The following is an 18,501-nucleotide window of genomic DNA, read 5'->3' on the forward strand; positions in this document are numbered from 1 at the left end:
CGACCGCCGCCCGGTACGGCGGGCGGCATTCCCCGAAGAGGGAGTGCCGCCCGCGTACCGTGCGCACCGTCCGCCGCAGCCGTCGCCCGGTGCTCAGTCCTCGTGCCCCAGTTGGAGGTCGCGCTCCGTGCGGCCGCCGCCCGCCATCCGCAGGACGGTGGCCACCGGCGGGTATCCGGCGGCGATGACGGTGTACTCGCCGGCCGACAGGTCCACGAAGCGGAACAGCCCGTCGGACCCGGTGGTCGCGGTGTCGACGACATTGCCCCCGGCGTCCAGGAGGGTGACCCGGGCGTCCTCGACCGGGCGGCCGCCGCCGGCCCGTACCGTCCCGCGCAGCACCGCGCCGCCGGCCAGTTCGATGTCCTGGCGGGTCTCCCGCGACGCCTGCACGGTCACCGGCAGGGCGGCGGGGCGGAACGCGGGCGCGCTGGAGGCGAGCGTGTACTCGCCGGCCACCAGCTCCCCGATGACATAGCCGCCTTCGCGTCCGCTGCGGGTGGTGGCGACGACCTCGCCGCGGACATCGGTGAGGGTGACCATGGCGTCGCGCACGGGCGTGCCGTCTGCGGTGGTGACGGTGCCCGCGAGGCGCCCCGCGCCGCCGAGCACGACGTCCAGCTCGACCGGCCGCTCGCCGACGGTGACGCTGACGGCCTGCGGCTGGTGCCCGCCGGCCGCCGCGATCAGCACATACGAGCCGGCTCCCGGGGTGCTCAGGGCGTAGCGCCCGTCGTCACCGGTGGCGCCGCGGCCGACCTGGCGGCCGGCGACGTCGATGAGGGTGAGCGCGGCGCGCGGCACGATGCTGCCGTCGTGGTGCTGGACGGTGCCGCACACCGGGACGCCGGGCGTGACGGGCGGCACGCCGGCGGCGCCGTAGCCGTGCGTGCGCGGGTAACTCGCCCTGGTGTCGTGGGAGTCGGGGGCGGTCGCGTCGGTCGTGGAACGGGCCGGGGGCACGGCGGCGGAGGCGAGCGGCTCGCCGTACGGGGGCTGCGGGGTCGGGGAGGTCTGCGGGGCAGGGGAGGCGTGGGACACCAGGGGTTTCTCTTTCAGGAAGAGGGCGAGCACGAGGCCCAGGACGAGCACCGGCACGAGGTAGCGGAAGATCCCCGGCATGGCGTGCGCATACGCCGCGATATAGCCGTCGCGCAGCGGGGCGGGCAGGGCGCGCACCAGTTGCGGGGTGATCGACTCCGGGTCGGGCAGCCGCGCCGTCCCCGGCAGCCGCTCGCCGAGCCCGCGGGCCAGCCGGTCGGCGAAGAGGGTGCCGAAGACGGCCGCTCCGACGCTGCCGCCGATCTGCCGGAAGTAGTTGTTGGCGCTGGTGGCGGTGCCGAGGTCGGCGGCGCGTACGGAGTTCTGCACGGCGACCACCAGCACCGGCAGCACGAGACCGATGCCGAGACCGAGGAGGCCCATCCAGAGGCTGTAGACCTCGCGCGGGGTGTCCGGCCGCAGCCGCGACAGCAGCCACATCCCCGCGGCGGCCGCGGCGCAGCCCAGGACGGGGTAGGCCCGGTAGTGCCCGGTGCGGCTGATCAACTGCCCGGAGGCCAGGGAGGCGAGGACGATGCCGCCCATCATGGGCAGCATCAGCAGCCCGGACTCGGTGGCCGTCGCCCCGTCGACCATCTGCAGGAAGGTCGGCAGGTAGCCGGCGGCGCCGAAGAGCGCGACGCCGATGACGGCGCCGATCAGGCCGGTGAGGTTGAAGACCGGGTCGCGGAACAGCCGCAGCGGGAGCAGCGGTTCGGCCGCGAGGTGCTCGACGGCGAGGAACAGCAGGGCGCAGCCGAGCGCACCGGCGCCGAGCCCGAGGACGACCCGCGAACTCCAGGCGTACTCGGTGCCGCCCCAACTGGTGAGCAGGACCAGGCAGGTGGAGAACGCGGCGAGCAGCAGCGCGCCGGTGATGTCCAGCCGGGCGCGGCGCGCCGGCCGGGGCAGCCTCAGGACGAGGGCGATGACCAGGAACGTCAGCACGCCGAACGGGACGTTGAGGTAGAAGCACCAGCGCCAGGAGGCGTGGTCGGTGCAGAAACCGCCGATCAGCGGTCCGGCCACGGAGGCGATCCCGAAGGCGGCGCCGATCAGGCCCATGTAGCGGCCGCGGGCCCGTGGCGGTACGACATCGGCGATGATCGCCTGCACGCCGATCATGAGCCCGCCCCCGCCGACGCCCTGGACGGCGCGGAAGGCGATCAGTTCGTCCATCGTCCGCGACCAGCCGGTCAGCGCCGAGCCGACGGTGAAGACCAGGATGGCGAAGAGGAAGACGGGCTTGCGGCCGAAGAGGTCGCCGAGCTTGCCGTAGAGGGGCAGTCCGATGGTGGAGGCGAGGAGGTAGGACGTCACCGCCCAGGACATCCGGCCCAGGCCGTGCAGCTCGCCGACGATCTTGGGGAGCGCGGTGGCGACGACGGTCTGGTCGAGGGCCGCCAGCAGCAGCGCGAGCATCAGGCCGAGGACGACCAGGCGGAGGCGGCCGGGGCCGAGCGGCGCCGGCGCGCCGGGGGCGGGTTCCGGGGGTACGCCGGGGGCCGGGTCCTGCGGGGCGCCGTGCGCGGCCGGGGCCGCGGTCCCGGCCGGACCCGCGGCCGCACCGGCGACGGGCGGGCCGGTCCGCCCGGCCCGCCCGTCCCGCTCGCTCAGGGTGGTCCCGCCCACGTGCTGCTCCCCTCGTCACGCCTGTTGCCGCCCAATTTCTCGCATTGGGCGACAACACCGATCAACCGCGGCGAAAGGGTGCGTGCGGGGCGGGGAGGGACGTCAAGTGCGGTGCCCGGAGCGCCTCTTGGGCTCCCATCAGGGCTTTCCGTACCGAGGCGTTCCGGCGGGCCGGACGCCTCGGGCCCACCGGAAACCACCCGAACCGGTGAGTGTGACGGCAAACGCTCAGGGTGACGGGTGGGGCAGGCCGATCACTTCGCGACGTGGGCGGCGAGCTTGTCGAGGATGCTGTCGTAGATCCGGCCCAGCCCCTTGGGCGCGAAGGTCCGCTCGAAGAAGCCGCCGATGCCGCCGGCGCCCTGCCAGGTGGTGGTGACGACGACCCTGGCGCGCTTCTCGCCGGCCGGGGTGACGACCCAGGTGGTCACCATCGAGGAGTTGCGGTCCTTCTCCACGAGCTGGCCCTCGGTCGGCTCGTCGATGTCCAGCAGGCAGTCGCGCACCCGCTTGCTCGTGGCCTGGAGCTTCCAGTGGACGAGGGTGCCCTTGCCGTCGCCGCCCTCCCGGACCTCGTACTCGCTGAAGTGCTCGGGCAGCAGCTGCGGGCGCGTGCCGGAGTAGTCGGCGAGCGCGTCGAACACGTCCTCCGGGTCCGCCGCGATCTCGCGCTGCGTGATGGCTTCGACCTGCCCCATGTGTGTGGTCCTCCAGTACTCGGCTGCCGGTGCTGCGATGCGCCGCCAAGCCAACCACCCCGGGGCGGCGCACCCAAATTCAGGGCCGCCGAGCCCGAAGGGAACATGTGTTCTATTATGGCGCAGGGGGGGGCTCTGCTGGTTCCCGAAGGAGGCCCGATGCGCTGGGACAACCTCGGCGACGGCCGGTCCGCGCTGTTCGGCGCGGACGTCGTCAGCCGCACGGTCGACACCCCCGAATTCCGCGGGATCACCTTTCACGAAGTGCGCGCCCGCTCGATCCTGAACCGGGTGCCGGGCGCGTCCCGGATGCCGTTCGAATGGACCGTGAACCCCTACCGCGGCTGCAGCCACGCCTGTGTGTACTGCTTCGCGCGCAAGACGCACGGCTATCTCGATCTGGACACCGGGCAGGACTTCGACTCGCAGATCGTGGTGAAGGTCAACGCTCCCGAGCTGCTGCGCCGGGAACTGGCCGGGCGGCGCTGGCGCGGCGACCACGTCGCCATGGGCACGAACGTCGACTGCTATCAGCGCGCCGAGGGCCGCTACCGCCTGATGCCCGGCATCATCACGGCGCTGCGCGACCACGCCAACCCCTTCTCGATCCTCACCAAGGGCACCCTCGTCCTGCGGGACCTGGCGCTGCTGCGGCAGGCCGCCGAGGTCACCGACGTCGGCATCTCCGTCTCCGTCGGCTTCCTGGACCGCGAACTGTGGCGCACGGTCGAGCCCGGCACCCCGGCGCCGGAGCGCCGGCTGGACGTGGTGCGCACGCTCACCGCGCACGGCATCCCCTGCGGTGTGCTGATGGCGCCGGTGATCCCCTTCCTCGGGGACGCGCCGGAGCAGCTGCGGGCCACGGTGCGCGCCATCGCCGAGGCCGGCGCCGGCTCCGTCACCCCGCTCGTGCTGCATCTGCGGCCCGGCGCCCGGGAGTGGTTCATGGCGTGGCTGGCCGACCACCACCCGCAGCTGGTGGGGCGCTACCGGACGATGTACCGCGACGGCGCCTACGCCCCCACCTGGTACCAGCGCCGGATCACCCGCCAGGTCCACGAGTTCGCCGCGGAGTACGGCATCGGGCCCTCCCGCCCCGGCGCGGCCCGCGGGATCGCGCCGGCGGACCCCGCCCCCGCCCCGCCCGGCGCCCCCGCGGACGACCGCCCCGGCTCTCCCCCGGGCCCCACCCAACTGACCCTGATATGACCGGCGGGCCGGCCCCCGCCCGCCGCCCGGCCCGCCGGCCCCGGGAATTCGGACCGGCCGGGGACCCCGATCCCGCGCCGGAGCCCGCGGAGTTGCCCGCACCCCGGCCGACCGCGGGTGAGCTGCTCGCCCTCTACGTGACGCCCGATCTGATCGGCACCGGCGTGGGGCGCGCCCTGCTGACCGCCGGCACAGCCCGCGCCCGGGCGAACGGCTACCGCGCGCTGCATTTGTGGGTGGTGCGCGGCAACACCCACGCCCGGCGGTTCTACGAGCGGGCGGGATTCGTGCCGGACGGCGCACAGCAGGCGTACGAGGTGGGCGGCCGCAACGTCCCCGAGGTGCGCTACCGCCGCCCGCTGACGCCCGGACCGGACGGGCCGCCGGCGGCCCCCTCGCCGCGCTCGGCGTCCTGAGCCGGGCCTCCGGGTCCGGCGTCGGCTCCCGTCGTCCCGGGGCCGGGCTGTGCCGGTGCGTCCTCGTGGACCCCGAGCCGGGCCAGTGACGCCGCCGCGGCGGCGGCCAGGCGGGGGTGGGCGACGGCCGTGGTGAGCGTGGGGACCGCGCGGCGGTCGCCCAGCGCGCCCAGGCCCTCGACGCAGGCGAGCGCCACCCGCCAGTAGGGGTTGTGCGGGGTCAGCAGCCGCTCCAGGGTCGCGATCAGCGCGGGCACGGACTGCGGCGCGCGGAGTTCGGCCAGCAGCCGGACCGGGTGCAGGGCGTAGGCGGTGCGCAGCGGGTTGGTGGCGAGTGCGGCGGCGGCGCGGGCGGTGCGGGGGTCGCCGAGGCGGCCCAGGGCGTGCGCGGCGGTGGCGCAGCGCACCGGGTCGCGGTAGTTCAGCAGCAGCACGAGCGTCTCGAAGGCCCGCTTGTCGCCGGCGCAGCCGAGGACGAAGGCGGCGATCTCCCTGGCCCACAGCGGACGTTCGACGGCGACCAGCATCCGGGCGAGTTCCTCCCGCCCGGCCGGGGTGTTCTTGCGGGCCAGCCCCAGCAACCGTTCGTAGGCGACCAGATCCTGTGGGGAGCGGAGTTCGGTCCGCACCCGGTCCGTCAACTCGTGGAATTCCTCTTCCATTTGCCGATCCCCTCCCGCCGGGCCGCCCCGGTTCCCGCGACGTGGCCTGCACCACAGCCTAATGACCCCCGCTACCCCTGGCGCTCTGGTTACTCACCGGTTAACCTGCTGGAACGAGCAGCACCACTGCTCGGGCGGCCTGGTGACGCAGCCGCCACAGAGTGAAGTCGGTTCGGCACCGCACAGCACGACATCAGTACGGAGCACACGGCACGGCCCCGGGACAGGGCCCGCCGCGGCTCCCGCACCGCAGGCGTTCCTGCGGCGCTGCGGCTCCCGCGGTTCACCGCCGCATCTCCGCCGCCGCGTACGACAGGTACCGCGCCCTGCGGACACCCCCAGTCGTCACTTCTCCCCTGCTGCCAGGGGAACACCCTCAGGAGTCTCGCGATGGGCCCTCAGTCCACCCCAGATCTCTCAACTGAAGCCTCCCCCCTGTCCCTTTCCACCGTGGCCGTCGTCGGCCTGGGCACCATGGGTACCGGTATCGCCGAGGTGCTGACCCGGGCCGGCCGCGAGGTCATCGGCATCGACACCGACGAGGCCGCGGCCCGGCACGCCGTCACGGCCCTCGAAGCCACCACCGCCCGCGCGGTGCGACGCGAGCGGATCACCGAGCGGGAGCGGCAGGACATCCTGGCCCGCTTCCGCACCTTCACCGACCTGCAGGCCGCCGCGGACGCCGATCTCGTCATCGAGGTCGTGCCCGAGGACTACGAGCTCAAGCGGCAGGTCTTCGCGGGGCTCGACGCCGTGGTCCGCCCGGACACCATCCTCGCCACCGGCACCAACGCCCTGTCCGTGACCCGGCTGGCCGCCGATTCGCAGCGCCCCGAGCGGGTGCTCGGTGTGCACTTCTTCAACCCCGCGCCGGCCATGAAGCTGGTCGAGGTGGTCTCGTCCGTGCTCACCGCGCCGGCCGCGGTCGCGGCCGTCACGGAGCTGGCCCACGCCCTGGGCAAGGACCCGATCGCGGTGGGTGACCGCCCCGGCTTCGTCGCGGACGGCCTGCTGTTCGGCTACCTGAACCAGGCCGCGGCGATGTACGAGTCCAAGTACGCCACCCGCGAGGACATCGACGCCGCGATGCGGCTCGGCTGCGGCCTGCCGATGGGCCCGCTGGCGCTGCTGGACCTGATCGGCGTGGACACCGCGCGGACGGTCCTGGAGGCGATGTACGCCGAGTCCCAGGACCGGCTGCACGCCCCCGCGCCGATCCTGGGCCAGCTCGCCGAGGCGGGCCTGACCGGCCGCAAGGCGGGCCGCGGTTTCTACACGTACGACGCGCCGGGCAGCACCACGGTCGTGCCGGACGCGGAGAGCCCGGCGGCCGCCGACGAGCTGGCCGGCGGGCGGAGCGTCACCGGCGTCGGCGTGGCCGGCTCCGGGACGATGGCCAGCGGCATCGCCGAGGTCTTCGCCAAGGCGGGCTACAAGGTCGTGCTGGCCGCCCGCAGCCTGGAGAAGGCCGAGAAGGCCAAGGCCCGGATCGCCAAGTCGCTGGGCCGCTCGGTGGACAAGGGCCGGATGAGCGCCGAGGCCCGGGACACCGCGCTGGCCGCGATCACCCCGGCCGGGTCGCTGGACGCGTTCGCGGACGTGGACCTCGCGGTCGAGGCGGTGGCCGAGGACCTGGCGGTCAAGCAGGAGCTGTTCAAGACCCTGGACAAGGTCTGCAAGCCGGGCGCGGTCCTGGCCACCACCACCTCGTCGCTGCCGGTCGTGGCCTGCGCCCGCGCCACCTCGCGCCCCGAGGACGTCATCGGGATGCACTTCTTCAACCCGGCACCCGCCATGAAGCTGGTCGAGGTGGTCCGTACGGTCCTGACGGCCGACGACGTCCACGCCACCGTGCGGGCGGTCTGCGCCAAGGTCCGCAAGCACCCCGTGGACTGCGGCGACCGGGCCGGCTTCATCGTGAACGCGCTGCTGTTCCCGTACCTGAACAACGCGATCAAGATGGTCGAGGAGCACTACGCGTCCCTGGACGACATCGACGCCGCCATGAAGCTCGGCGGCGGCTACCCGATGGGCCCCTTCGAACTCCTCGACGTCGTCGGCCTGGACGTCTCGCTGGCCATCGAGAAGGTGCTGCACGCGGAGTTCCGCGACCCCGGGCTGGCCCCGGCGCCGCTGCTGGAGCACCTCGTCGCCGCGGGCTGCCTCGGCCGCAAGACCGGCCGCGGCTTCCGTGAGTACGCCCGGCGCTGACGCGTGGCGGCACCCCGGCCCGGCCGGGGGAGGGTGGGGTGGACTGCTGGAACCCGACGGCGGTCCACCCCCGCTCACGGGGACGAGGGCCGCACCTCATGCCGCAGGTCGCGTAAATATGCAGTACCGTCCCCACATGTCCCAGCCCGCTCGCACGCCACCCTCCGACACCCCCGACGCCGTCACTCCCGGCACCCGCCGGGCGGCCGCGCAACGGCTCAAAATGCGCCGCGAATTGTCGGCGGCGGCGATGGAACTGTTTGCGACCAAGGGCTACGAGGCGACGACGGTCGACGAGATCGCGGCCGCCGCGGGCGTCGCCCGGCGGACCTTCTTCCGCCACTTCCGCTCCAAGGAAGAGGCGATCTTCCCCGACCACGACGACACCCTCGTCCGTGCGGAGGCCGTCCTGGACGCCGCTCCGCCGCACGAGAACCCGCTGGACACGGTCTGCCGCGGGATCAAGGAGGTCATGCGGATGTACGCGGCCTCCCCGGCCGTGTCGGTGGCCCGCTACCGCCTGACCCGCGAGGTCCCCACCCTGCGGGAGGCCGAGATCGCCTCGGTGGCCCGCTACGAGCGGCTGTTCACGCGCTATCTCCTGGGCCACTTCGACGAGGGGGCGCACCGCGAGGGCGACGACGATCCGCTGCTCGCCGAGGTCGCGGCGTCCGCCGTGGTCACCGCGCACAACCATGTGCTGCGGCGCTGGCTGCGGGCCGACGCCCAGGGCGATGTCGAGGCGCAGCTCGACCACGCCTTCGAGATCGTCCGGGAGACCTTCGGCGCCGGCATCGGCGCGGGCCGCACCGGCAGCGGGGAGAACCCCCCGGCGGCCGTCTCGCGGGAGGGCGAGGTGCTGGTCGCGGTGGCCCGCACGGACGCCCCGCTGGACGAGGTCATGCGCACCATCCGCAAGGCCATCAAGGAACGCAAGTAACGGCCCCCGGGCCCGAACCGGAGACGAGCGCGGCCCGGCGCCCTTGGGCGGACCGGGCCGCGACACGGATGGCGTAACGCCACCCCCGCACACGCTGCGCACATGCGCCTTTTCTTTGCGTGACATCCAGGGCTCCCATCGGCCCTCTTTTGCTCATGCGTGCCGTCCGGATGACATCTGAGAGAAATTCTTGGCACTCAGTGTCTTGTCGCCTGGCACGCGGTGTCATACGTTGAAGGTGTCCGGGCGGCCGGCGTGCTGAGAACCAACGCGCGCCGGCTGTCCCACCAGCCGTACGCGGCTGTCCGCCCGGATGCCTGCGTCACAGGCACGTCCCGGCTGTTGCCGGGAACCGCGCTCACCAAGCGCTGCCAGGCTTCGCGGCCGACGGCTCTGCGACCCCCGCAGAGGCGACGGAAGCGGCGCCGCCCCGGCCGAACCGACGGCACCACCTCTGCACCACCCCCGACGTTCCCCCAAACCGTTTCCCTCAACGGTTCCCCGAGCCCGCCGCACTTGCCGGGCCGGGGAGGCCCCAACCGCCGGAGGCACCCCGTGAACGAAATCCTGGACGCAATCCTCGCGCCTGACACCACCAGCGCCGACTTCGCCGGCCTGACCATCCCCGAGTCCTACCGCGCGGTGACCGTGCACAAGGACGAGGCCGAGATGTTCGCCGGCCTCGAAAGCAAGGAGAAGGACCCCCGCAAGTCGCTGCACGTCGACGAGGTGCCGGTGCCCGAGCTGGGCCCGGGCGAGGCGCTGGTGGCCGTCATGGCCTCCTCCGTGAACTACAACTCCGTGTGGACCTCGATCTTCGAGCCGGTGTCGACGTTCGGGTTCCTGGAGCGCTACGGCAAGCTCTCCCCCCTCACCAAGCGGCACGACCTCCCGTACCACGTCATCGGTTCCGACCTGGCCGGCGTGGTCCTGCGCACCGGGCCCGGCGTCAACGCCTGGGGCCCCGGCGACGAGGTGGTCGCGCACTGCCTGTCCGTCGAGCTGGAGTCCTCCGACGGCCACAACGACACGATGCTCGACCCCGAGCAGCGGATCTGGGGCTTCGAGACCAACTTCGGCGGCCTGGCCGAGATCGCACTGGTCAAGTCCAACCAGCTGATGCCCAAGCCCAAGCACCTGAGCTGGGAGGAGGCGGCGTCGCCCGGTCTGGTCAACTCGACCGCCTACCGCCAGCTCGTCTCGCAGAACGGCGCGGGGATGAAGCAGGGCGACAACGTCCTGATCTGGGGCGCCAGCGGCGGACTCGGCTCGTACGCCACCCAGTTCGCGCTGGCCGGTGGCGCCAACCCGATCTGCGTGGTCTCCTCCGACCAGAAGGCGGAGATCTGCCGCCAGATGGGCGCCGAGGCGATCATCGACCGCAACGCCGAGGGCTACAAGTTCTGGAAGGACGACCACAACCAGGACCCCAAGGAGTGGAAGCGCTTCGGCAAGCGCATCCGCGAACTGACCGGCGGCGAGGACGTGGACATCGTCTTCGAGCACCCCGGCCGGGAGACCTTCGGCGCGTCCGTCTACGTCACCCGCAAGGGCGGCACCATCGTCACCTGCGCCTCCACCTCGGGCTACAACCACCAGTACGACAACCGCTACCTGTGGATGTCGCTGAAGCGGATCGTCGGCTCGCACTTCGCCAACTACCGCGAGGCGTGGGAGGCCAACCGCCTGATCGCCAAGGGCAAGATCCACCCGACACTGTCGAAGACGTACAGCCTCGAGGAGACCGGACAGGCGGCGTACGACGTGCACCGCAACCTCCACCAGGGCAAGGTCGGCGTGCTGGCACTGGCCCCCGAGGAGGGCATGGGCGTGCGTGACGAGGAAATGCGCGCCAAGCACCTCGACGCCATCAACCGCTTCCGGAACGTCTGAGCACCTCGGACTCCGGACCAGGAAGATTCGGGCCTGATATGACTGAGCGTCAGAAGGATCGTCCGTGGCTGATGCGGACCTACGCCGGCCACTCCACCGCCGAGGCGTCCAACGAGCTGTACCGGCGTAATCTCGCCAAGGGCCAGACGGGTCTGTCGGTCGCGTTCGACCTCCCGACGCAGACCGGTTACGACCCCGACCACATCCTCGCCCGCGGCGAGGTCGGCCGGGTCGGGGTCCCGGTGTCCCACCTCGGCGACATGCGACGGCTGTTCCAGGACATACCCCTGGACCAGATGAACACCTCGATGACCATCAACGCGACGGCCATGTGGCTGCTGGCGCTGTACGAGGTGGTCGCCGAGGAGCAGGGTGCCGACATCTCCAAGCTGTCGGGGACGACGCAGAACGACATCGTCAAGGAGTACCTCTCGCGCGGGACGCACGTCTTCCCGCCGGGACCCTCGCTCCGGCTGACCACCGACATGATCACGTACACGGTGGCGCACATCCCCAAGTGGAACCCGATCAACATCTGCAGCTACCACCTGCAGGAGGCGGGGGCCACACCGGTCCAGGAGATCGCCTACGCCATGTCCACCGCCATCGCGGTGCTGGACGCGGTACGGGACTCCGGGCAGGTGCCGCCGGAGAAGTTCGGTGATGTCGTGGCCCGTATCTCGTTCTTCGTGAACGCCGGCGTCCGCTTCGTCGAGGAGATGTGCAAGATGCGCGCCTTCGGCCGCATCTGGGACAAGATCACCCGCGAGCGCTACGGCATCGAGAACGACAAGCAGCGCCGGTTCCGCTACGGCGTCCAGGTCAACTCGCTCGGCCTGACCGAGGCGCAGCCGGAGAACAACGTCCAGCGGATCGTCCTGGAGATGCTGGCCGTCACGCTCTCCAAGGACGCCCGCGCCCGCGCCGTGCAGCTCCCCGCCTGGAACGAGGCGCTGGGGCTGCCGCGGCCCTGGGACCAGCAGTGGTCGCTGCGCATCCAGCAGGTCCTCGCCCACGAGAGCGACCTGCTGGAGTACGAGGACATCTTCGCCGGCTCGCACGTCATCGAGGCCAAGGTCGACGCCCTGGTCGAGGACTGCCTGGCGGAGATCGAGCGGATCCAGGAGATGGGCGGCGCGATGGCCGCGGTGGAGTCCGGCTACCTCAAGTCGCAGCTGGTCACCGCGCACGCCGAGCGGCGGGCCCGGATCGAGGCCGGCGAGGAGAAGATCGTCGGCGTCAACTGCTTCGAGGGCACCGAGCCCAACCCGCTCACCGCGGACCTCGACACCGCGATCATGACCGTCGACCCGGCCAACGAGGCGCGCGTGGTGCAGGCCCTGCACGAGTGGCGGGACAACCGCGACGAGGTCCGGGCGCAGGACGCGCTCTCGGCACTGAAGAAGACCGCGGCCGGCGACGGCAACCTCTTCGCGGCCACCCTGGAGTGCGCCCGCGCCGGCGTGACGACCGGCGAGTGGGCCTGGGCGCTGCGGGACGTCTTCGGCGAGTTCCGGGCCCCCACGGGCGTCTCCAGCGCTCCCCTGGCGGTCGCCGCCGAGGAGGGCAGCCCGCTCGCCGAGGTCCGCGAGAAGGTCGCCAAGACCGCCGCCGAACTCGGCAGCGGAAAGCTGCGGCTGCTGGTCGGCAAGCCCGGCCTGGACGGCCACAGCAACGGTGCCGAGCAGATCGCCGTACGGGCCAGGGACGCCGGCTTCGAGGTGATCTACCAGGGCATCCGGCTGACCCCGGAGCAGATCGTCTCGGCCGCGGTCGCCGAGGACGTGCACTGCGTGGGCCTGTCGATCCTGTCCGGCTCGCACGCCGAGCTGGTCCCGGACGTCCTGGACCGGCTGCGGCGCACCGGCGTCGACACCACTCCCGGGCCTGGCGGCCCTCCCATACCGGTGATCGTCGGCGGCATCATCCCCTCCGCCGATGCGGCAGCGCTCCGGGAAGCCGGAGTGGCGGCCGTGTTCACCCCCAAGGACTTCGGTATTACGGAGATCATCGGCCGTATCGTCGACGAGATCCGGAAAGCGAACCAGCTCGACCCCCTGGAGGTCCCCGCATGACCGAGGCCGCACCCCCGGTGTCCCGGCTGCGCCCGCGCCGCTCCTGTCTCGCGGTCCCCGGCAGCAACCCGCGCTTCCTGGAGAAGGCCCAGGGCCTCCCGGCCGACCAGGTCTTCCTGGACCTGGAGGACGCCTGTGCGCCGCTCGCCAAGGAGGGCGCCCGCCACCACATCGTCGAGGCGCTGAACGAGGGCGACTGGACGGGCAAGACCCGGGTCGTACGGGTCAACGACTGGACGACGCACTGGACCTACCGGGACGTCATCACGGTCGTCGAGGGCGCGGGGCAGAACCTCGACTGCATCATGCTGCCGAAGGTCCAGGACGCCCAGCAGATCGTGGCGCTGGACCTGCTGCTGACGCAGATCGAGAAGACCATGGGCTTCGAGGCCGGCCGGATCGGTATCGAGGCACAGATCGAGAACGCCAAGGGCCTGGTGAACGTCGACGCGATCGCCGGTGCCTCACCGCGCCTGGAGACCATCATCTTCGGCCCGGCCGACTTCATGGCCTCCATCAACATGAAGTCCCTGGTGGTCGGCGAGCAGCCGCCCGGCTATGGCGCGGATGCCTATCACTACATTCTGATGCGCATTCTGATGGCGGCACGCACCTACGATCTGCAGGCCATCGACGGCCCGTACCTTCAGATCAAGAATATTGACGGGTATCGCGAGGTCGCCGGCCGCGCCGCCGCCCTCGGCTTCGACGGCAAGTGGGTGCTGCACCCGGGTCAGGTCGAGGCCGCCAACGAGGTGTTCTCCCCCTCCCAGGAGGACTACGACCACGCCGAGCTGATCCTGGACGCCTACGAGTACCACACCTCGGAGGCGGGCGGGGCCAAGGGCTCCGCGATGCTCGGCGACGAGATGATCGACGAGGCGAGCCGGAAGATGGCGCTGGTCATCGCCGGCAAGGGCCGGGCCGCCGGCATGGCCCGCAGTTCCAAGTTCGAGGCCCCGGAGGCATAAGCACCATGCAGTTCGGCCGTACCTATGAAGAGTTCACCGTCGGCGATGTGTACAAGCACTGGCCGGGGAAGACCGTCACCGAATACGACGACCACCTCTTCTGCCTGCTCACGATGAACCACCACCCGCTGCACATGGACAGCAACTACGCCGAGCGGACCACCGACTTCGGCAAGAACGTCGTCGTCGGCAACTACATCTACTCGCTGCTGCTGGGCATGTCGGTGCCCGACGTCTCCGGGAAGGCCATCGCCAACCTGGAGATCGAGTCGCTGAAGCACGTGGCGCCCACCTTCCACGGCGACACGATCTACGGCGAGACCACCGTGCTCGACAAGACGCCCTCCCGCTCCAAGACGGACCGCGGCATCGTGCACGTGGAGACCAAGGGCTACAAGCAGGACGGCACCCTGGTCTGCGTCTTCCGGCGCAAGGTCATGGTCCCCACGGCCACCTACATCAAGGAGCGCGGCGGCGAGCAGCCCGGCCGCCCGGAGCTGCAGGCCCCGCCGGCCAAGAAGGAGAAGTAGCCATGACCCGTCTCGCGCAGACCGAGGGCCTGACCGACATCCAGCGGGAAATCCTCTCCACCGTCCGCGACTTCGTGGACAAGGAGATCATTCCGGTCGCCACGGAACTGGAGCACCGCGACGAGTACCCGTCGCAGATCGTCGAGGGCCTGAAGGAACTCGGCGTGTTCGGCCTGATGATCCCCGAGGAGTACGGCGGGCTGGGCGAGTCGCTGCTCACCTACGCGCTGACCGTCGAGGAGATCGCCCGCGGCTGGATGAGCGTCTCGGGCATCATCAACACCCACTTCATCGTGGCGTACATGCTCAAGCAGCACGGCACGCAGGAGCAGAAGGACTACTTCCTGCCGAAGATGGCGGCCGGTGAGATCCGGGGCGCCTTCTCGATGTCGGAGCCGGCGCTGGGCTCGGACGTTTCGGCCATTTCCTCCAAGGGTGTCCGCGACGGCGACGAGTACGTCCTCAACGGCCAGAAGATGTGGCTCACCAACGGCGGTTCGTCCACCCTCGTCGCGGTGCTGTGCCGGACGGACGAGGGCCACCCGGAGGGCACCGCGCCGCACAAGTCGATGACGACCTTCCTCGTGGAGAAGGAGGCCGGCTTCGGCGAGGTGCGCCCCGGTCTCACCATTCCGGGCAAGATCGACAAGATGGGCTACAAGGGCGTCGACACCACCGAGCTGATCATGGACGGGCTGCGGATCCCGGCCGATCGGGTGCTCGGCGGCGAGACCGGACGTGGCTTCTATCACATGATGGACGGCGTCGAGGTCGGCCGGGTGAATGTGGCGGCCCGCGGCTGCGGTGTGGCACAGCGCGCGTTCGAGCTGGGTGTTTCGTACGCGCAGCAGCGACACACCTTCGGCAAGCCGATCGCCCAGCACCAGGCCATCCAGTTCAAACTGGCGGAAATGGCGACAAAGGTCGAAGCGGCGCATGCGATGATGGTTAATGCCGCTCGCAAAAAGGACTCGGGCCAGCGAAACGACCTCGAAGCGGGCATGGCGAAGTACCTGGCCTCCGAGTACTGCAAGGAGGTAGTGGAAGACGCTTTCCGCATCCACGGCGGTTACGGCTTCTCCAAGGAGTACGAGATCGAGCGGCTCTACCGCGAGGCCCCGATGCTCCTGATCGGCGAAGGAACCGCCGAGATCCAGAAAATGATCATTGGGCGACGGCTACTCGAGGAGTACCGGATCCAGGGCTGAACGTCCCGTTCGGGGTGCTTTGTCCTAGACGAAGATCACACCCCGTCATCGTTCTTCGGCCACGGATTGGCTCTGGCTCTTGGCCAGTTGCCGCTTGTAACCGATAGCATCCCCGGAAAGCCGCCGTCCCCCGTATCCATACGCGGCATCCTCCGCTACGAAGGTCATCCATGCCCCACAGCCAATCCTCTGCATCACGCGGTAGCGTCCGCCTCGCGCGCGGAGCGTCGCCGTGGCTCCTGCCGACCGTTGCCACGGCAGCGGTCAGCCTCGCCCGGTCCCGCCGGTCGGGACGCTGGGCCGCCGTTGCCGTGCCCACCACCGCACTGGCGGCGGGCATGCTGTGGTTCTTCCGCGACCCGGAGCGGGAGATCGCTCAGGGCCGCGTCATCTCCCCGGCCGACGGCGTGGTGCAGAGCATCATGCCGTGGAAGGACGGGCGCACCCGCGTCGCGATCTTCATGAGCCCGCTGAACGTCCACGTCAACCGCGCGCCGCTGGCCGGCACGGTGACGTCCGTGGAGCACATCCCCGGCGGGTTCGTCCCGGCGTTCAACAAGGAGAGCGAGAACAACGAGCGGGTGGTCTGGCACTTCGACACCGAGCTCGGCGACATCGAGATGGTGCAGATCGCCGGCGCGGTGGCCCGCCGCATCGTCCCCTACGTGCCCCAGGGCACCAAGGTCGAGCAGGGCGAGCGGATCGGGCTGATCCGTTTCGGCTCGCGCGTCGACGTCTACCTCCCGGAAGGCGTCGAGGCCGCGGTCGAGGTCGGCCAGGCCACTACCGCGGGGGTGACACGCCTTGACCGTGATTGATCCCGAGACACAGGCGGGCTGGGCGCCCGAGACCGACGAGGACGAGGACGACATGCCGCTGTCCACGCGGCTGTCGATAGCGGACACCCTCACCCTCGGCAACGCGATCTGCGGCTTCATGGCCGTGTACTTCACGACCACCGGGGTCCTCATCCCGCATCTGACGGGCACCGACGACGGCGGGATGGCCCGGCACAGTGCGGCGATGGCCGTGATCCTGATGCTGCTCGCGTCGGTCTTCGACCTCTTCGACGGTCTGGTGGCGCGCAAGCTGCGGGCCTCGGCGATGGGGGCCGAGCTCGACAACCTCTCCGACCTGATCAGCTTCGGCCTGGCGCCCGCGTACTTCGTCGTGACCTGGGGCATGGTCGCCCAGGACGCGCACCAGCGGGTGTCGGTGGTGGCCGCGGTCGTGGTGCTGCTGGCGGTGGTGCTCCGGCTCGCGCGGTTCTCCTGCGTCACCCTGCGTGACGGCATCTTCCAGGGCATGCCGAGCCCGTTCGGCGCCCTGACCGTCGTCGCCATCGTGCTGCTGGAGCTGCCGTTCGTGCCGACGCTGCTGGCGATCGTCGGGGTGGCCTGGCTGATGGTGAGCCGGGTCGAGTACCCCAAGCCGCGGGGCCGGCTCGCGGTGGCGATGCTCAGCTGGATCGTGCTCAGCATGGGCATGCTCGCGGCCTGGGCGCTGGACGCCCCCGGCGGCCAGCTGCTGCTGCAGACCGGCTGTGCCCTGCAGGTGGTCATGGGCGCGATGATCCCGCTGTTCGCGACGGCCCGGAGGGTCAACACCTTCCGCGACAACCGCCGCGAGTCGCGGGCCGAGTCCCGCGCCGCACAGCTCCCCTAGCGAGAACCACGAACGCCGCGGGCCCCGAGCGAATTCTTTCGCCCGGGGCCCGCGGCGTTCGTGGTGGGTGCGGCCCGCGCCCGGGCCGCACCGCGCCTCAGACCAGGAAGTCCCGCGCCAGCTGCTCCGCCGCCCGCTCCAGCAGCGGGCCCGCCTCGGCCATGCAGCGGGCCGGGTCGGGCTCCAGATCCGTCAGGGCGTAGGCCCGCCGGATGCCGGCCGCGGCGAGCGCCTCGGGCGGCAGCTGGAGACGGCCGCAGACCGCGGCCACGTCCAGGCCCGCCGCCCGGGCCGCGGCGGCGACCCCGGCCGGGGCCTTGCCGTGCAGCGTCTGGGTGTCGAGCGAGCCCTCGCCGGTGACGACGAAGCCGGCTTTCGCCAGCGCCGGGGCGAAGCCCAGGACGTCGAGCATCACGTCGATGCCCGGCCGGAACGTCGCGTCCAGGCCGACCAGCGCGCCGTAGCCGATGCCTCCCGCGGCGCCCGCGCCCGGCGCCGAGGCGGCCTCCGCGGCCTTCGGGCCCACCGCGCGCCCCAGCACCTCGGCGTAGTGCGCCAGCGCGGCGTCCAGCGCGGCCACGTCCTCCTCGCTCGCGCCCTTCTGCGGGCCGTAGACCGCCGGGGCACCCTTGGGACCCGTGAGCGGGTTGTCGACGTCGCTGGCGAGCACGATCTCCGTCGTCGCCAGCCGGGGGTCGAGCCCCGACAGGTCGGCCGTGGCCAGGTCGCGCAGCGGGCCGCCGCCGGGGGCGACCGGCGCGCCGTCCGCGTCCAGGAACCGGGCGCCCAGCGCCGCCAGCATGCCCGCGCCGCCGTCGGTCGTGGCGCTGCCGCCGACGCCGAAGACGATCGAGGTCGCGCCCGCGTCGAGCGCCGCGCGCAGCAGCTCGCCGGTGCCGTAGGTGGTCGCCGTCAGGGGCGCGAAGACGCCCGCCGGGAGGTGCTGGAGCCCGGAGGCCTCCGCCATCTCCACCACCGCCGTGCCCTCGGCGCGCAGCGCGAAGGTCGCGGTCACCGGCGCTCCGGTCGGGCCGGTGACCCGTGCCTCGTGACGGGTGAAGCCGGCCGCGAGCGCCGCCGCGACCGTCCCGTCGCCGCCGTCCGCGACCGGGACGGCCGCGACGTCCAGACCGGGTACCACGCGCCGGAGACCGGCCGTGACGTGCTCGGCGACCTCGACGGCCGTGAGCGAGCCCTTGAATTTGTCCGCGGCGATCAGCACCTGTGCCGACGGTGTCCTTGCTGCGTCCGCCACCGTGTTTCCCCTTGCTTTTTGTACGGGCAGTCGCGCCGCTGTGACCCTATCCGGCGCGGGGCCCGGCGAACAGGGCACTCGGGCCGGCGGCGCCG

At 71.6% G+C, this 18,501-nt stretch carries 15 protein-coding genes; 11 read left to right on the forward strand and 4 right to left on the reverse strand.

Translation table 11 applies throughout. The annotated features are described in order from the left end of the window. Positions 1-93 precede the first annotated feature (93 nt). Complete coding sequence (locus K7396_RS07015; RefSeq protein ID WP_174886846.1) at positions 94-2,673, reverse strand: MFS transporter; 2,580 nt, start codon at positions 2,671-2,673, stop codon at positions 94-96. 254 nt (positions 2,674-2,927) lie between these two features. Continuing rightward, the gene (locus K7396_RS07020) at positions 2,928-3,371 is read right to left on the reverse strand and encodes an SRPBCC family protein (protein ID WP_086721736.1); all 444 of its coding nucleotides are present in this window, start codon (positions 3,369-3,371) and stop codon (positions 2,928-2,930) included. 159 nt (positions 3,372-3,530) lie between these two features. On the opposite strand from K7396_RS07020, the gene K7396_RS07025 reads away from it, so the two are divergent. Next, complete coding sequence (locus K7396_RS07025; RefSeq protein WP_152104325.1) at positions 3,531-4,580, forward strand: Rv2578c family radical SAM protein; 1,050 nt, start codon at positions 3,531-3,533, stop codon at positions 4,578-4,580. After that, positions 4,577-4,996 carry a GNAT family N-acetyltransferase gene (locus tag K7396_RS07030; RefSeq protein ID WP_152104324.1) on the forward strand — a complete coding sequence of 140 codons (420 nt, stop codon included), beginning with the start codon at positions 4,577-4,579 and terminating at the stop codon, positions 4,994-4,996. The genes K7396_RS07025 and K7396_RS07030 overlap by 4 nt, the downstream gene beginning before the upstream one ends. Here K7396_RS07030 and K7396_RS07035 read toward each other — a convergent pair. Then, complete coding sequence (locus tag K7396_RS07035; protein WP_223659708.1) at positions 4,927-5,658, reverse strand: HEAT repeat domain-containing protein; 732 nt, start codon at positions 5,656-5,658, stop codon at positions 4,927-4,929. The two genes, K7396_RS07030 and K7396_RS07035, sit on opposite strands and share 70 nt — an antisense overlap. 390 nt (positions 5,659-6,048) lie before the next feature. Between K7396_RS07035 and K7396_RS07040 the strand changes: the two genes are divergently transcribed. The 9 genes from K7396_RS07040 (at position 6,049) to pssA (ending at position 17,151) form a co-directional block, all read left to right on the forward strand. Beyond that, entirely contained in the window at positions 6,049-7,869 is a 1,821-nt protein-coding gene (locus tag K7396_RS07040) for a 3-hydroxyacyl-CoA dehydrogenase family protein (RefSeq protein ID WP_086716543.1), read from the forward strand. Positions 7,870-8,005: 136 nt separating this feature from the next. Continuing rightward, entirely contained in the window at positions 8,006-8,809 is an 804-nt protein-coding gene (locus K7396_RS07045; RefSeq protein WP_086716544.1) for a TetR family transcriptional regulator, read from the forward strand. A gap of 555 nt (positions 8,810-9,364) precedes the next feature. After that, the gene (gene ccrA, locus K7396_RS07050; protein ID WP_086716542.1) at positions 9,365-10,702 is read left to right on the forward strand and encodes a crotonyl-CoA carboxylase/reductase; all 1,338 of its coding nucleotides are present in this window, start codon (positions 9,365-9,367) and stop codon (positions 10,700-10,702) included. Between the two features lie 38 nt (positions 10,703-10,740). Further along, positions 10,741-12,777, forward strand: coding sequence for a methylmalonyl-CoA mutase family protein (locus K7396_RS07055; RefSeq protein WP_086716541.1), 2,037 nt, complete (start codon positions 10,741-10,743; stop codon positions 12,775-12,777). Next, complete coding sequence (locus K7396_RS07060) at positions 12,774-13,748, forward strand: HpcH/HpaI aldolase/citrate lyase family protein (protein WP_086716540.1); 975 nt, start codon at positions 12,774-12,776, stop codon at positions 13,746-13,748. Before K7396_RS07055 ends, K7396_RS07060 begins: the two co-directional genes overlap by 4 nt. A gap of 5 nt (positions 13,749-13,753) precedes the next feature. After that, positions 13,754-14,278, forward strand: coding sequence for a MaoC family dehydratase (locus tag K7396_RS07065; protein WP_086716539.1), 525 nt, complete (start codon positions 13,754-13,756; stop codon positions 14,276-14,278). Between the two features lie 2 nt (positions 14,279-14,280). Further along, positions 14,281-15,486 carry an acyl-CoA dehydrogenase family protein gene (locus K7396_RS07070; protein WP_086716538.1) on the forward strand — a complete coding sequence of 402 codons (1,206 nt, stop codon included), beginning with the start codon at positions 14,281-14,283 and terminating at the stop codon, positions 15,484-15,486. A 170-nt stretch (positions 15,487-15,656) separates the two neighbouring features. Next, complete coding sequence (locus K7396_RS07075) at positions 15,657-16,304, forward strand: phosphatidylserine decarboxylase (RefSeq protein WP_086716537.1); 648 nt, start codon at positions 15,657-15,659, stop codon at positions 16,302-16,304. Continuing rightward, positions 16,291-17,151 (forward strand): CDP-diacylglycerol--serine O-phosphatidyltransferase, encoded by an 861-nt coding sequence (gene pssA, locus K7396_RS07080; protein WP_174886845.1) that lies wholly within the window; start codon positions 16,291-16,293, stop codon positions 17,149-17,151. The genes K7396_RS07075 and pssA overlap by 14 nt, the downstream gene beginning before the upstream one ends. 97 nt (positions 17,152-17,248) lie before the next feature. Here pssA and K7396_RS07085 read toward each other — a convergent pair whose 3' ends face one another. Continuing rightward, positions 17,249-18,373, reverse strand: a complete 1,125-nt coding sequence (locus tag K7396_RS07085; RefSeq protein WP_152104376.1) for a glycerate kinase — start codon at positions 18,371-18,373, stop codon at positions 17,249-17,251. Positions 18,374-18,501 lie beyond the last annotated feature (128 nt).

This window comes from Streptomyces angustmyceticus, assembly GCF_019933235.1.
Lineage (GTDB): Bacteria > Actinomycetota > Actinomycetes > Streptomycetales > Streptomycetaceae > Streptomyces > Streptomyces angustmyceticus.